10 protein-coding genes are annotated in these 14,458 nt (G+C 73.1%); 2 read left to right on the forward strand and 8 right to left on the reverse strand.

Annotation, left to right across the window (positions count from 1 at the left end; all coding sequences use genetic code 11):
* Window positions 1-12: 12 nt before the first annotated feature.
* The 6 genes from wecB to ACWGE1_RS12345 all read right to left on the reverse strand — a co-directional run bounded on the left by wecB (window position 13) and on the right by ACWGE1_RS12345 (window position 6,383).
* On the reverse strand, window positions 13-1,155 hold the full coding sequence (wecB, locus tag ACWGE1_RS12320) for a non-hydrolyzing UDP-N-acetylglucosamine 2-epimerase (RefSeq protein ID WP_453420442.1): 1,143 nt from the start codon (window positions 1,153-1,155) through the stop codon (window positions 13-15).
* A 4-nt stretch (window positions 1,156-1,159) separates the two neighbouring features.
* On the reverse strand, window positions 1,160-2,416 hold the full coding sequence (locus ACWGE1_RS12325) for a nucleotide sugar dehydrogenase (protein WP_453420443.1): 1,257 nt from the start codon (window positions 2,414-2,416) through the stop codon (window positions 1,160-1,162).
* Entirely contained in the window at window positions 2,416-3,192 is a 777-nt protein-coding gene (locus ACWGE1_RS12330) for a WecB/TagA/CpsF family glycosyltransferase (protein ID WP_453420444.1), read from the reverse strand. Before ACWGE1_RS12330 ends, ACWGE1_RS12325 begins: the two co-directional genes overlap by 1 nt.
* Window positions 3,189-4,358: a hypothetical protein gene (locus ACWGE1_RS12335; RefSeq protein ID WP_453420445.1), complete on the reverse strand. Its 1,170-nt coding sequence runs from the start codon at window positions 4,356-4,358 to the stop codon at window positions 3,189-3,191. Before ACWGE1_RS12335 ends, ACWGE1_RS12330 begins: the two co-directional genes overlap by 4 nt.
* A 435-nt stretch (window positions 4,359-4,793) precedes the next feature.
* Window positions 4,794-5,393, reverse strand: a complete 600-nt coding sequence (locus tag ACWGE1_RS12340) for an acyltransferase (protein WP_453420446.1) — start codon at window positions 5,391-5,393, stop codon at window positions 4,794-4,796.
* A gap of 174 nt (window positions 5,394-5,567) precedes the next feature.
* On the reverse strand, window positions 5,568-6,383 hold the full coding sequence (locus tag ACWGE1_RS12345; RefSeq protein WP_453420447.1) for an AfsR/SARP family transcriptional regulator: 816 nt from the start codon (window positions 6,381-6,383) through the stop codon (window positions 5,568-5,570).
* Between the two features lie 163 nt (window positions 6,384-6,546).
* Between ACWGE1_RS12345 and ACWGE1_RS12350 the strand changes: the two genes are divergently transcribed.
* On the forward strand, window positions 6,547-8,805 hold the full coding sequence (locus ACWGE1_RS12350; RefSeq protein ID WP_453420448.1) for an MMPL family transporter: 2,259 nt from the start codon (window positions 6,547-6,549) through the stop codon (window positions 8,803-8,805).
* Between the two features lie 52 nt (window positions 8,806-8,857).
* On the forward strand, window positions 8,858-9,751 hold the full coding sequence (locus ACWGE1_RS12355) for an ion transporter (protein WP_453420449.1): 894 nt from the start codon (window positions 8,858-8,860) through the stop codon (window positions 9,749-9,751).
* Between the two features lie 34 nt (window positions 9,752-9,785).
* On the opposite strand, the gene ACWGE1_RS12360 is transcribed toward ACWGE1_RS12355, so the two are convergent.
* Window positions 9,786-13,355 (reverse strand): SAV_2336 N-terminal domain-related protein, encoded by a 3,570-nt coding sequence (locus ACWGE1_RS12360; protein ID WP_453420450.1) that lies wholly within the window; start codon window positions 13,353-13,355, stop codon window positions 9,786-9,788.
* On the reverse strand, window positions 13,352-14,446 hold the full coding sequence (locus ACWGE1_RS12365) for an AAA family ATPase (RefSeq protein ID WP_453420451.1): 1,095 nt from the start codon (window positions 14,444-14,446) through the stop codon (window positions 13,352-13,354). The genes ACWGE1_RS12360 and ACWGE1_RS12365 overlap by 4 nt, the downstream gene beginning before the upstream one ends.
* Between the last annotated feature and the right edge of the window lie 12 nt (window positions 14,447-14,458).

Genomic DNA, 14,458 nt, shown 5'->3' on the forward strand with positions numbered 1-14,458 from the left:
TTCGAATTGCGTTTACAGCACGTGCTGTTGATCGGTGGCCGCCCCGCGCGGGACGAGGTCGGTCGGGCGCGGCCGGGTGTGCGCGGGCGGGCCGTCCAGCAGGACCGCGGCGATGCGCTCGCTCGCCCGGCCGTCCCAGAGTTCGGGGCAGCGGGCGGCGGGCGGCCGGTCGAGGACCTGGTGGACGGTGGCCGTGATGCGCTCCGGATCCGTGCCCGCCAGCACGTTCGTGCCCTCCTCCACCGTGATGGGGCGCTCGGTGTTCTCCCGCAGGGTCACGCAGGGAACGCCCAGCGCGGTGGTCTCCTCCTGGATGCCGCCGGAGTCGGTGAGCACCACGCGGGCGGAGTCCTGCAGGGCGATGAAGTCGAGGTATCCGGCGGCCGGGACCAGCCGGATGCCGCCGGGCACGCCCAGTTCGGCCAGCCGCTCGGCGGCCCGCGGGTGCACGGGCAGCAGCAGCGGACAGCGGTCGGCGATCTCGCCCAGGGCCTTGAGCAGGCCGCGCAGCGCCCCGGGGTCGTCCACGTTGGCCGGCCGGTGCAGGGTGACCAGGCCGTATCCGCCGCGGGTCAGCCCGTACCGGTCCAGGACGTCCGACTGTCTGGCCCGGTCCAGGTTGGCGAGGAGGGTGTCGATCATGACGTTGCCGACGACGTGGATCTGGTCCTCGCGGTAGCCCTCCGCCCGCAGGTTCACGGCGGCGTCGGGCGAGGGTGCCAGCAGGTAGTCGCTGAGCCGGTCGGTGGCGACCCGGTTGACCTCCTCGGGCATGCTCCAGTCACGGCTGCGCAGGCCGGCCTCCACGTGGGCCAGCAGCGGGCCGGCCTTCGCGGTGACCAGGGCGCAGGCGAGGGTGGAGTTGATGTCGCCGACCACCACGACGGCGTCCGGGGCGAGTTCCTCGATCAGCGGCTCGAAGGCGGCCATCACCCGCCCGGTCTGCTGGGCGTGGCTGCCGGAGCCGGCGCCCAGGTACCGGTCCGGCGGCCGGATGCCGAGGTCGCGGAAGAACACGTCGTTCATGGACTCGTCGTAGTGCTGCCCGGTGTGGACGAGGATCACTTCGGCGCCGCGGCGCTCCAGTGCGTCCATCACCGGTTTGATCTTCATGTAGTTGGGCCGGGCCCCGGCCACGCAGACGATCCTGGTCACGGGGTCAGAGCACCTCCACGGTGGGTCCGGAGACCCGGTTGCGGCAGTCGAGGACGAAGGAGGCGTGCTCGGTGACCATCTGGTAGTCGAAGGAGTCGTGGTCGGTGAGCAGGACCACCACGTCGGCGGCCGCCAGTTCCTTGCGGGTCGGCTCGACCCGGACGAGGCGGGCGTCGACCTTGATGCTCTCCACCACGTGGGGGTCGGCCGCCCGCACCTTGGCCCCCATGTCGAGGAGCAGCTGCGCGATGCGCACGGCGGGCGACTCCCGGGCGTCGCCGGTGTTCTTCTTGTACGCGAGCCCCAGCAGCAGGACCTTGGAGCCGTTGACCGAGCGGCGCTTGGCGTTGAGCGCGTCGATCACCCGGCGCGTCACGTACTCGGGCATGTGGTTGTTGATGTCGTTGGCGAGTTCGACGAAGCGGAAGTTCTGGCCGAGCTCGCGCTGCACCCGCCAGTTGAGGTACGAGGGGTCGATCGGCAGGCAGTGGCCGCCGACGCCCGGACCGGGGGTGAACTTCATGAAGCCGAAGGGCTTGCTGGACGCCGCCTCGATGGCCTGCCAGACGTCGATGTCCAGATGGCGGGCGAACATGGCGATCTCGTTGACCAGGGCGATGTTCACGTGCCGGAAGGTGTTCTCCAGCAGTTTGGCCAGCTCGGCCTCCTTGGGGGAACGCACCGGCACGGTGGTGTCGACGAGGTCCCCGTAGAAGGACTCGACGGCCTTCAGGGAACGGGCGTCGACGCCGGAGACCACCTTGGGGGTCTGCTGGAAGCCCCAGACCGTGTTGCCGGGGTCGATGCGCTCGGGGCTGTAGCCGAGGTGGAAGTCCTCGCCCGCGGTGAGCCCGGAGCCGTCCTCCAGGATCGGCGCGAACAGCTCCTCGGTGGTGCCCGGGTAGGTGGTGGACTCCAGGATGACGGTCGCACCCGGGCGCAGGAAGCGGGCCAGGGTGTGCGCCGACTCCTCGATGTAGCGCAGGTCGGGGGCTCCGTCCTGTAAGGGCGTCGGGACGGTGACGACGGCGACGTCGAAGCCGCCGCAGTCCCGGGCCAGTTCGCTGGCGCGGTAGGTGCCGCGCGCCAGCGCGCGGGCCAGCCGTTCGGAGGAGACGTCCTCCACGTACGACTCCCCGGCGGCGAGGCTCTTGACCCGCCGGGAGTCCACGTCGTACCCGATCACCTGGTGTCCGACCTCGGCGGCGCGGATGGCCAGCGGCAGTCCGACGTATCCCTGTCCCACGACGACGACGCGCATCAGTGACTCCCCTTCGTGGAGACGGAACCGGCAGACGGTGTGCGGTTGATGAGTTCCCGGACCGTCATGAGGAGGAAGGCGGCATTGGTGGTGAGGTAGCGCTTGCCGAGACGGCGCGGCTCCTGCAGGGTGCGGTAGAACCATTCGAGTCCCATCCGCTGCCAGACCAGCGGGGCCCGCTTGGTGATGCCGGCGAGGATGTCGAAGGAGCCTCCGACGCCGTGGACCACGTGGGCGCCGGTGCGCTTGCCGTAGCCGGCGGTGAAGATCTCCTTCTTGGGCGAGGTCATGCCGAGGAACAGCAGCCGCGCGCGGCTGTCGGCGATGGCCTCGGCGATCGACTCCTGGTCGGAGTCGCCGAAGTAGCCGTTGCGGCTGCCGGCCACCCGGAGCTTCGGGAAGCGTTCGGAGATCTGGCCGAGCATCATCTCCAGGACGGACTCCTCGGCGCCGAGCAGGTAGACGGGGATGTCCGCGACCTCGGCGGCGGCGAGCAGCCGCATGAACAGGTCGATGCCCGCGACCCGTTCGGGCAGCCGGACGCCCAGGACCCGGCCGGCCCAGACCACCGCCTGGCCGTCGGCCAGGACGAGGTCGCAGCCGGCGACCGCCTCGGCGAGGAGGGGGTCGCGCCGCATGTTGACCAGTTTGGCGGCGTTGACCATGCCGATTTCGATCTGCTCGCCGCGCCGCACCGCGTCCAGGCAGCGCTGCACGGTCTCGTCCATGGTGAGGGGGTCGAGCGGGACCCCGAAGAGGGACTCTCGTCGCGTCATCTCTGGGGACCCCCGAGCCACGCGAACAGCATCCAGCCGAATTCGTACGGACGGCACTCGCGGTCCACCGCGCCGGGGCGGAAGATCCGGTCGAGCGGGGCGAGCCGTGCGTGCGGCGCCACCCGGGTGGTGAGCCCGCGGGCGGCCCGGACGGCCTTCTTGGGGTCGCCCCGGTGGACCTTGCGCCAGGTGACGCCGAAGTCCTCGCGGATCATCGGCTCCCGCGGGGTCCCGAAGGGGCTCGCCAGTTCGGGCACGTCGGTCATCCAGCGCAGTCCGCGGCGGATCGCCGCGGAGAAGTCCGTGCCGCCCGCCTCCGCCAGGTCGAACAGGGCGGTCGGGGCCATCGCGTGCTGGTGCACGCTGTAGACCGGGTAGCCCTCCACCACGCCGCCCTCGCGGGCGTCGTAGTGCCACCACCACTGTCCGCCGTCGCCCTGCAGTTCGCAGATGCGGGCGGCGCAGGCGTCGGCGGCCTCGAGGGCCTCCGGGTCGTCGCCGCTCGCGTGCAGCCGGGCCAGGGCCTGCAGCGGATAGGTCTGGTCGGCGAAACAGGCCACGTGGGACCGGTAGCCGGGGACCAGCCCGGGCGCGGTGGCGTGCGGGAAGATCGGGCTGCCCGCGACCCTCGCCGCCAGCAGTCGTACGCGGGCCGCCGCGAGGCGCTCCTCCACGTCCACCACGGCGCGCGCGGCCGTGAGGGCGGAGAGCACCCAGGCCGCCTCGACCGTGTACTGCGGCCGCCCGGGTACGTCCAGCGCGGCCACCCGGTCGAGGGCGTCGGACAGTTTGGGGTGTCCGGTCTCCGCGGCGGCCCAGGCGATGAGCGCCGCGTCGCCGAGGTTCACCACCCCCGGCAGCCGCTCCACCAGGACGCCCGTGAACTCCTCGGCGGAGCGTCCGCCGAAGAGCGCGCGCTGGCGGTCCTCGGGCAGGAACCGGGCTCCGAGCGCGGTGATCGCCGCGTACCGGGTGCTCGTTCCCCGCTGCTCCAGGCTGCGGGTGCCGTCGGGCGAGATCACCCCCGCCCTGGTGAACACGAAGGTCTCGGCATCCGGCAGGTACATCGCGGGAAGGCCCGCCTCCGCCAGTGCCAGCAGCCGCTCCGCGAGGGCGTGCAGCGACGCGTCCTCGTCGGCCAGTGCTCCTAATCGTGTGGTGTTCATCGGGTCCCCACCCCGAATCCCCTGGTGCTCCCCGCACCCCGTATGTCCGAGCTGTACGGCTCCAACACACCTACCCCCTCTGATCGCTCTCCTCGGACGGACCTTGCGGTCGTCACTCCGTGGAAGGGGGACTGCGCGTGACGGCGTCCGTGCCGGCGGCGATGTCACGCCGAAGGCACGAACCGTCCGACGGCTGCCGTCTGGATCCCCCCAGCGATGCCTCGGACCGGGACACGGGGGAACGGCTGTGCCTGCAGGCGCGGTGAACCCGCGCCGGCCATGGCTCCGCCCCCGGTGCCCTCGTCGTACACAACCCCCCACTGAGCATGGCCTGTTGCCTGCTCAGATCCCGTGTGCAGGGACACGTTATGCCCGCGGATGTTCGTTGATTGTGGTTTTGACGAAATGCCGGTGCCCTAAATTGCCGACATTCCGTCAGGTTCGCTCGATGAGCGTGCCGTCCTTCTCGTCGTGCAGCGTGCCGGTGCGCGGACACTCCCAGGTGCCCGGCTCGCCCTCCCGCTCCACCAGGCGGACGCCGGCCCGGCCCACCCAGCCGATCCGCCGGGCCGGTACGCCCGCGACGAGCGCGAAGTCCGGCACGTCCTTGGACACCACGGCGCCGGCCGCGACGAGCGCCCAGCGCCCCACGCGCACGCCCGCCACGCACACCGACCGGGCCCCCAGCGAGGCCCCCTCGGCGACCACGACCCCGGCGGGCTCCCAGTCGCCGTCGCGCTTGATCCGGCCCTCGGGGTCCACCGCACGCGGGTAGAAGTCGTTGGTGAGCACCGCCGCGGGGCCGATGAAGACCCCGTCACCGAGCTCCGCGGGCTCGTAGACGAGCGCGTAGTTCTGCAGCTTCACGTGGTCGCCGATCCGCACGCCGGGCCCCACGTAGGCGCCGCGGCCCACGATGCACCCGCGCCCGAGCCTGGCCTCTTCACGGATCTGTGCCAGATCCCAGATCGTGGTTCCCTCACCGAGTTCGGCGCTCCCGTCGACCTGGGAGGAGGGTTGGATGCGGACACTCACGGCGCGGTCCCCTTACGGCTGCGAGGCGTGCGGAAGCACGGATGCACGAATGCACCATGTACGGATGTACGGAGTTCTGGTGCACGAGGTGAGCATATGCGCCGGCGTCCCGCTCCACCCGTGGATCAACCGACTGTTCACGCAACGCACTTGGGACGGACCCGGTCGCCCGCCTCAGCCGTCCCGGCGCAGGACCGACATCACCGTCAGCGCGGGGTCCTGGCGCAGCAGCCGCTCCTGGAGCGAGCGCAATGCCTGCCCCGGCTCCACACCCAGCTCCTCGACGACCCGGCCGCGCCGCTCGGCATAGAGCGCCAGTGCCTCGTTGCTCCGGTCCGAGCGGTGGAGCGCCAGCATCAGCAGCCACAGGAAGCGCTCCCGCAACGGGTACTTGTGCACCGCGTAGTGCAGGTAGGGCACGGCGTTGCGGTGCCCGCCCAGCTCCAGCTCCAGCTCGGCGCGCACCTCCATGTCCGCGAGGAAGCGCTCCTGGCGGTAGAGCCGCTCGCGCTCCAGCATGGGCCCTTCCAGTCCCTCGCCGAGCGGGCCGGTGGACATCGTGCGCGCCTCCTCCAGCAGGCGGGCCGCCTCCACGAGTTCGCCGGCACGCGCTGCGGCGATTCCGGCCGCGGCGAGCCGTTCGTACGTGTAGAGGTCCACGTCCGCGCTCCCGACGTCCAGCCGGTACCCGCCGCCGGCCCACTCCAGCCCCACCCCCAGGGCGCGGAGCCCGGAGACGGACTTCTGGATCAGGTTCTTCGCGTACGCCGGGTACTCCTGGCCCCAGAGCCCCTCGATGAGCTGCTCCACACCGGTGTCGAGGCCGGGCCTGAGCAGCAGCACGGCCAGCAGGGCCTGCTGCTTGGGCGGGCCCGGATCCAGCAGTTGCGTCCCACGCCGCACCTGGAGCGGCCCCAGCAGGCGGAAGGTCAGTCCCGACGTGCCCCCGCCGCCCTGGAAACCGCGCTCGCGCAGCAGCACACCCGACATGTTCTCTCCCCCGTGCCCGTCCGTCGTACGGAGGCTAGGCATTACCGGCCGGTCTCGCGACAGGCAGTCCACAGGGTGGTCAGCGATCGTTCCAGCGGCCGGTGAAGGCTCCTGCGCCAGGGTGGGGCCCGCCCCTCCCCCGTCAGCCCACTGGAGAAGAACCATGACCGGTCCCGTGCGCCCCGCGCAACGTCCGCCCGCCCTGCAGCGGTGGGGGCGGGTGACCGCCGGCCGCTCGCGGCTCCTGATCCGGGCCGGTGCCGTCCTGGCCGTCATCGGCCTGGTGCTGGCCGCCGGAACCATGGACCGCCTCGTCCTCAGCCGGTTCGAGAGTCCCGGCTCCGAGTCCCTGGCCACCCGGGCCGTCCTGGAGAAGGAGTTCGGCACGGGCACGCCCGGCGTCCTGCTGATGGTCACGGCCGCGCGGGACACCGTGGACGGCCCCGGGGTCGCCGCCGAAGGACGGGCCCTGGAGCGGGAACTGGCCGCGCGGGAGGGGGTGGCCGAGGTCGCCTCGTACTGGTCGCGGGGCAACTCGCCCGCCATGCGCTCCGACGACGGCACACAGGCCCTCGTCATCGCGCGGATGGCGGGCACGGTGACCGAGGCTCGCCGCGCACTGGCGGACATCTCACCGGACTTCACCCGGGACGGCGCCCTGGTGTCGGTACGGGTCGGCGGGGGCGACGAAGTCTTCCGGCAGGCCGCCGAACAAGCCCGCAAGGACTTCCTGCGGGCCGAGGCGATCGTCTTCCCGCTGGTCCTGCTCCTGCTCCTCGCCCTCTACCGCCGCCCGTCGGCCGCCTTCCTCACCCTCGGCATGGGCCTGTTCTCGGTGATCACCAGCCTGGCCCTGCTGCGCGCGGTCACCTACGTCACCGACGTCTCCACCTTCGCCGCGAACCTGGCCCTGGTGATGGGCATCGGCCTGGGCGTCGACTACAGCCTCTTCGTCATCAGCCGCTACCGCGAGGAGCTGCGCGCCGGGCGCTCCGTCGCCGTCGCCGTCGAGCACGCCGTCGCGCGGGCCGGCCGCACCGTCGCCTTCAGCGGTCTCACGGTGGTCCTCTCCCTGGCCGCCCTGCTGCTCTTCCCGTTCCCCTTCCTGCGCTCCTTCGCGTACGCGGGCATCGCCACGGTGCTCACCTCGGTCTTCGCGGCCGTGGTGGTCCTGCCGGCCGCGCTGGCCCGGCTGGGCCGGCGGGTCGCCCTGCGGCCGGGCGACGACGCCCGCACCGGCGAGGGGTGGTGGCACCGCACCGCCCTGCACATGATGCGGCGCCCGCTGCGGTACGGGGTCCCGGCCCTGGCGCTGCTGCTGGGGCTGGCGTCGCCGGCCCTGGGGCTGACCTTCGGCGTCCCGGACGAGCGGGTCCTGCCCGCGGACGTGTCCAGCAGGGTGGTCCAGCAGCAGATCCGCGACCGCTTCGCCGCGGAGGAGATGGACGCGCTCCAGGTGCTGCGGCCGGGCCTGCCGGGGAACGCCGCGAACGGGCCGGCGATCGAGGCAACGGCCCTGGAGCTGTCCCGGATCTCCGGGATCCACCAGGTCGACGCGCTCACCGGTTCCTACGCGCAGGGCATCCGGATCGCCGGACCGAACGGCTCCGCCGACCGGTTCGCGGGCGGGCGCGGCACCTGGTACTCGGTGATCGCCACCCACCACGGCCTCGACCGGGACATCGACCGGGTGCTCTCCGAGATCCGCACGACCCCCGGAGTGCAGATCGGCGGCTATCCCGCCGAACTGAGCGACTTCCGCGATGACTTGACCGAACGGATGCCGTCGGTGCTCGCCCTGGTCCTGGTGGCCACCTTCCTGGTCCTGTTCCTCATGACCGGCAGCGTGCTGCTCCCGGTGAAGGCGATGCTCCTCAACACCCTCAGCATGGGGGTGATGGCCGGAGTCCTCGTGTGGATCTTCCAGGAGGGTCACCTGTCCGGCCTGCTGGGCTTCACCGCGAGCGGCTCCGTCGAACCGAGCATCCCCATCCTGATGTTCTGCGTCGCCTTCGGACTCTCCATGGACTACGAGGTCTTCATGCTGTCGCGGATCAAGGAGGAGTACGACCGCACCGGCGACACCCCGGGCGCCGTGGCGGCCGGCCTGGAACGCGGCGGCCCGCTGATCACCTCGGCGGCGGTGGTCCTCGCCGCCTCGTTCGCCACCTACGCGTCGTCCGGGATCGTCTTCCTCAAGATGCTGGGCATCGGCATGGTCGTGGTGATCCTGGTCGACGCCACGCTGATCAGAGGGGTCCTCGTACCGGTCTCGATGCGGCTGGCCGGACGGGCCAACTGGTGGGCACCGGCCCCGCTGCGGGCGTTTCACGCACGCTTCGGCCTTTCGGAGACCGTTTCCGCGGTGGAGGCGCATTGGCGGGCGGAAAGGGGTGAAACCCGATCGTCCCTGCGGCGTTAGAGGGGTGGGCCAACGTTTCGCCCGCGGCGCAGACGAGAGTACGAGGAGCACGATGACAGACCCGAAGCCGGCCGGACGCGGCCGGATGAAGCTGGCAGCCCGGTGCCGGGTGGCCACGGAGGCCCCCGCCTTCGGGATGGTCGTCTTCTGCGCGATCCTGTTCAATGCCGCGCTGATGGGGGTGGAGACGTACAGCGGGCTCGCCGCGGAGTACCGGCTCGTCCTCCAGGGGGCGGAGAACTGCTGCCTGGCCCTGTTCACCGTGGAGATGCTGCTGCGCATGGGCGCCTTCGCCGACCGGCCGAAAGCATTCTTCCGCGACCCGTGGAACCTCTTCGACCTCGCGGTCGTCGGCTCCGCCTTCGTCCCGCTGGTCCGCGAGAACACCACCCTGCTGCGGCTGCTGCGGCTGGCCCGCGTCCTGCGCACCGCCCGCTTCCTGCCGCACCTGCGCATCCTGCTGATCGCCGTCGGCCGCAGCCTGCCGGGCACCGCCAGCTTCCTGTTCGTCGGCGCGCTGGTGCTCTACGTGTACGCCATGGTCGGCTGGGTCTGCTTCGCCGGGTCCGACCCCGGACACTACGGCTCGGTGGGCCGCGCCATGCTCACGCTCTTCCTGCTGACCACGCTCGACGGCCTGACCGACGCGGTCCGGGCGGGACTGCAGATCTCCCGGCTGAGCATCATCTACTACGCCTCCTACGCGCTGCTCGCCTCCTTCGTGCTGGTGAACGTGCTCATCGGAGTGGTCCTCAACTCCCTGGACGAGGCACGCGAGATGGAGGACGAGGCGGCCCGCGCCCCGGCTCCGGGAACGGATCCCGACGTCAGGGAACGGATCGCCACGGCCCGCCGGGCCCTGGACGAGATCGAGGCGAGCCTGCCCCTGCCGGCCGACGGCGGGCGGCCGGAGCGGCAGCTGGAGGCCTCGCACACCGGGCCCTGAGAGGCCCGGCCGCCCGGCCGCCCGGCCCGCCCGGTCAGGTGTCGCCGCGGGTGACCAGCCGGATGTCCCGGGCGCCGTACGGAAGCACTTCGGCGCTCCAGCGGTCCGGCCAGCCGGGGAGAGGGGGCTCCGGGTACGTCTTGAAGCGCACGCCACGGAAGTGCGCCTCGCCCCGGAACGCGGCATTGCGGAAGTCGGCCGGCCCCTCGAACGTGGTGTCGGTGCTCATCAGTTCGCGTTCCCAGGCCGCGGAGGCGAAGGAGACGGACCTGACGAATCGGGTCCCGCTCAGCCTGACCCGGCCGCCGAAGACGGTGCGCGAGAAGTCGGCCGTCCCGGCCACGTGCATGGCGCTCAGGTCGGCCGCGTCCTCCAGCACGGCCCGCCCGAAGGACACCTCGTCGAGGAACACGGCGTTCGTGTAGGCCGCCGGGCCCCGGAAGACCGTTCGACGGAACCTGCTCGCCCCGTGGAACCGGCTCCGGTCGAAGGCGCTCCCGCCCTGGAACACCGCGCCGTCGAAGGAGACCGGCCCCGCGAAGGCCGCTCCCACGAACGCGGCCCGGCCGGCGAAGACGGCCCGCACGAAGGAGGCGCGGTCCGTGAACTCGACGTCCACCCGGTTCCAGTCGTCCACGAAGTGCGCCAGGTCGAAGGCGGCCGGTCCCAGCCGGACGGGTCCCGGGGGACGGAGCTCCAGCGCCGTGAGCAGTCGCGGGAGCAGACCGTTCGCGAAGGTGGTGCCCCGGAAGTCCAACGGCGCTCCCGGCCTCAAGCCCGCCAGGTAGGAGCTCTGCTGCTCCCCCTCCAGGTGTGCCAGACAGCGCTCGTACCCGGGCAGCCGGATGCCGCTGCAGGCCGCCGACTCCGCCGCTTCGAATCCGCAGGTCGGCCAGTCGACGGCCACGTCCAGGAGCCGGTCGGCCTCCATCAGCACCTGACCGAGCGGCTCGGCGACGGGTTCCGGGCCGACGCACACCCAGCCCCCGTCCGCGGCGCCCACCCGCTCCAGGGTGAGCCGGGCGGGGAAGCCGAACAGGCCTTCGAGATCCTCGTGCAGGCGGTGGGAGACGGCGAGGGCGAGACCCCCGGAGGTCGCCGTGCGCCGCAACAGGTCGAGGACCGCGGGATGCCGGACCAGCCGGCCGGCCTCCTGCGTCCCGATGCCGACGGCGACGGCGAGGGACGGGTGCAGGCCGTCCATGCGCCGGTTCCCGTACTCCAGCGTGGCCGCCCGCAGCAGGGACAGGAGCCGGCCCGCCTTGGCATGGGCGCCCGGCGCGTCCGGCACGACGAGGAGCGGCGCGTCCTCCTCGCCGCCGGTCAGCCGCCCGCCGACACCCGCCCCCCGCATGAGCTCGACCAGCATGTCGCGCGTCTCCGCGACCGGCGTGCTCCCGATCGGGACCATGCCGTCGTCACCGGGCCGTACCGCCAGGCACACCCCGGTGGCACTGTCCTGCGCCTGCCGCGAGTCCTCCAGCACAGCGCGGAAGCCCTCCTGTTCCATCAGGGCGTCGGCCAGCAGGAACACCAGGCGGTTGGGCCAGATCGTGTGGACGACACCGACCAGCGCGCCGTTCCGGGACACCGGTCCGCCCCGGAAGTGCGTCCAGGTCTCGGGTTCCGCGGAGAGCCGGACGATCTCACCGTTGCGGCCACCGTCGTACGGGACCACCTCACCCGTCAGCGCGACCGGGTCCCCCTGGTCGGTGCGGCCGTCGATCCTGACCCGGGCCGGGCCCCGGTCCGCGGACAGCCGGGGCAGCGGCCACGCCCGGACGGCCGGATCCACCAGGTCCTCGTCGGCCTGGAGCAGCAGCATCCGGGGCACCGCGTCGTCCCACCACACCGTGCGGCAGGGGATCTCCCGGTCGCCGGGGCGCACCCAGGCCACCGCGCCCGCGGGGGGCAGCAAGTCCCCCACCGTGAGGACGAGGCGCGGCGTCAGCAGGGTGCCGACCTCCTGCGGCTCCGGCATCCAGTCGTGGCGGACCCGTACGATCCGGTCCGCCGGGCCCGGATCCCGGGGCGGCCGCGTCGCGAACGGCAGGGCCTCCTCCGCCACCCCGCGGCGGCCCTCCCGGCCCGTGGTGACCCGGGTCGCGGAGAAGTCCGGGCCGACGCGCCGGTTGCGGGACATGAACTCCCAGACGCGGCGCCGGACCAGCTCCCGCACCGCGGCCACGTCCCCGCGCAGCTGCGAGCCGAGCAGGGCCTCCCGTACGCCGGGCAGGAACTGGAACTCCACCTCCTCCGGGTCCTGTTCGCCCTCCCAGGGCTCGAAGAGCCCGCCGAGGGCGACCTCCGCGAGGTGGCCGTGCTCCGAGTCGCGCAGCAGGGAGCGCCGGACCAGGTTCATCACCGGCAGGGTGAGCGGTACGGCGGCCAGGTGGGCGGCGAGCTGCTGGGCCGTCGGGGACGCGCTCGCCCGGAAGTGTTCCACCACCTCCAGCGCGCTGCGGCCGGCTGCCGGGGCGGGATCCTCCGGGGCACTCGCCCCGCCCGGCTCCGCGTCCAGGCGCAGGCAGGCCAGGCGCCGCCACCGCCCGTCCCCGGAGACCACCCGCACCAGCCGGGCCAGGCTCCCGGAGGCGACACCGACCACCGGGACGACGGCCGCGGCGGCGCCGCGCCATCCGGCGCGGGCACGGGCGCGCCGGGCGGCCGGGATCCGCTGCCAGGAGCGGGTGGCGGCGGCCGGCCGGTCGGCGCGGACGGAGAAGGGAACGGGTCGCACCGCGCCGCGGGTCCAGAGCCGTTCGGGCAGGACGTTCAGCACGGCCACGGCGTTGTGCGCGCACCAGTGCCGGAGCACGCCCTGCACCGGGGCCTCGCGCCAGCCGCCCGCCACGGTGTCGGAGAGGACGAGGATCAGCCGGCGGCCCGCGGGGTCGGCCAGTTCCAGGGGGTTGCGGGGCGGGCCGCCGTGGCCGCGGGTGACCATCGGGGTGGCGCCGGATCCGGTGCCGGTCAGCTGCCAGGTGCGGACGTCCCGGAAGACCCCGCTGCGGGTCAGGGCGCGGCGGAGCTCGTCCACGTGGTCCGACCAGAGCAGCATGGAGTGGTGGGTGTCCACGACCAGGGCGAGGTCCAGCCAGCGGCTCTCGGCGGGGCGCAGGACCGGGGTGGTCACCATCCGCTCGATGCTGCGTTCCACGGTGAGCTGCTCGTCCAGTTCCTCCCCCGGGCCGCCGATGGAGCGCCGGCCGACGGGCCGCAGGGTGCGCATCAGGGCGAGCGGGTCGTCGAGGGAGGCGGCCCGGGGCAGCCGCAGGGGCGCGCCCCGGCGTTCCGTGCCGGCGCCGGCCGGTTTTCCGGCGGGGTCGCGCGGGACGGCCGGGAAGAGCTGCACGGCCGGCTCGCCCCCGGCGGGGCCGGCCGGCCCGGGCGGGTCAGCGGGCCCGGGTGAGGGGGTGTCGGGGAGCGGTGGCGGCTCGCCCGGCGGGTCGGCGCCGGGCGCTGCGGGCGGGCGGTCCCCGCGGCCCGCGTCGACGCGGGCCGCGAGCCACAGGATGTCGGCGATCTCCTCGGCGCCGAGGCCGGTGTACGGGACGCTGTCGTCGGCGCCGTCGGCGAGGGCCGCGAGCAGCTTCTCGATCACGCCGTGGGCCCGGTCAGGTGCTGCATGACGGTGTCGAGGAAGCGTGCGCGGTCCGCGGGCGCGGACCAGGCACCGGCGAGGCGGAGCTGGATGGCGTTGAGGAGCTGGTCGGAGGCCAGGTCGCCGTCCTCGCCGCGGTCGAGGAAGGCCTGGACGAGGTCCTGGTACTCCTCGCCGGATTCGATGTCGACGCCGAGCCGTCGGCGCACGATGCGGGCGAGCTTGTCCGGTCCGGGCGGCTCCAGGTGGAGGCGGACGCAGCGGCGCAGGAAGGCGGGCGGGAAGTCGCGTTCGCCGTTGCTGGTGAGGACGACGACGGGGAAGTAGCGGCACTGGACGTGACCCTGGGTGATGCGTACGACGGCGTCGGGGTCGTCGTCGGTGCCGATGGCGACGGTGGGGTCCTCCTGGGCGAGGCGGGCGAGTTCGGGGATCAGGAAGCCGCCGTCCTCGAAGACGGTGAGGAGGTCGCCGGGGAGGTCGATGTCGCTCTTGTCGATCTCGTCGACGAGCAGCACGCGGGGGCGGTCCTGCGGGAGCAGGGCAGTGCCGAGCGGGCCGAGGCGCAGGTAGCGGGAGATCGAGGGGGCGGAGGGGGCGAGGGGGGCGGAGGGGGCTCCGGGGACGGCTCCCGCGGGCGGCCCGGCGGCGGTCGCGGGCAGCGCGCCTGGGGTGCGCAGCTGCTCCAGCCCGGCCTCCTGGAGGCGCCCGATGGCGTCGTACAGGTACAGCCCGTCCCGCAGCACGGTGCGGCTGGTGATCGGCCAGTGGAGTACGGGCCCCAGGTCCAGGTCGGCGGCGATGCTGTGGGCCAGGGTGGACTTGCCCACCCCCGGCTTCCCGGTGACGAGGAGCGGCCTGCGCAGGTGCAGGGCCGTGTTGACCACGTCCTTCTCCGGCTCGTCGGGGACGTAGCCCTCGCCGCGCTGCCGGGTGCGCTCCCAGGCCGCTCCCGCGCACCCGGGCGGCGCGTATCCCGGGTCGGGGGCGCCGGTGAAGTCCCGCCAGGGCGGCGGGGATCCGGCCTCCAGACGGGCGCGCCGGTCCGCGCCCGCGCCGCTCCCGTGGTACAGCCACCAGTCCTTCACCACTGCCTCTGCCTC

The sequence above is a fragment of the Streptomyces sp. NPDC054932 genome, assembly GCF_053610205.1.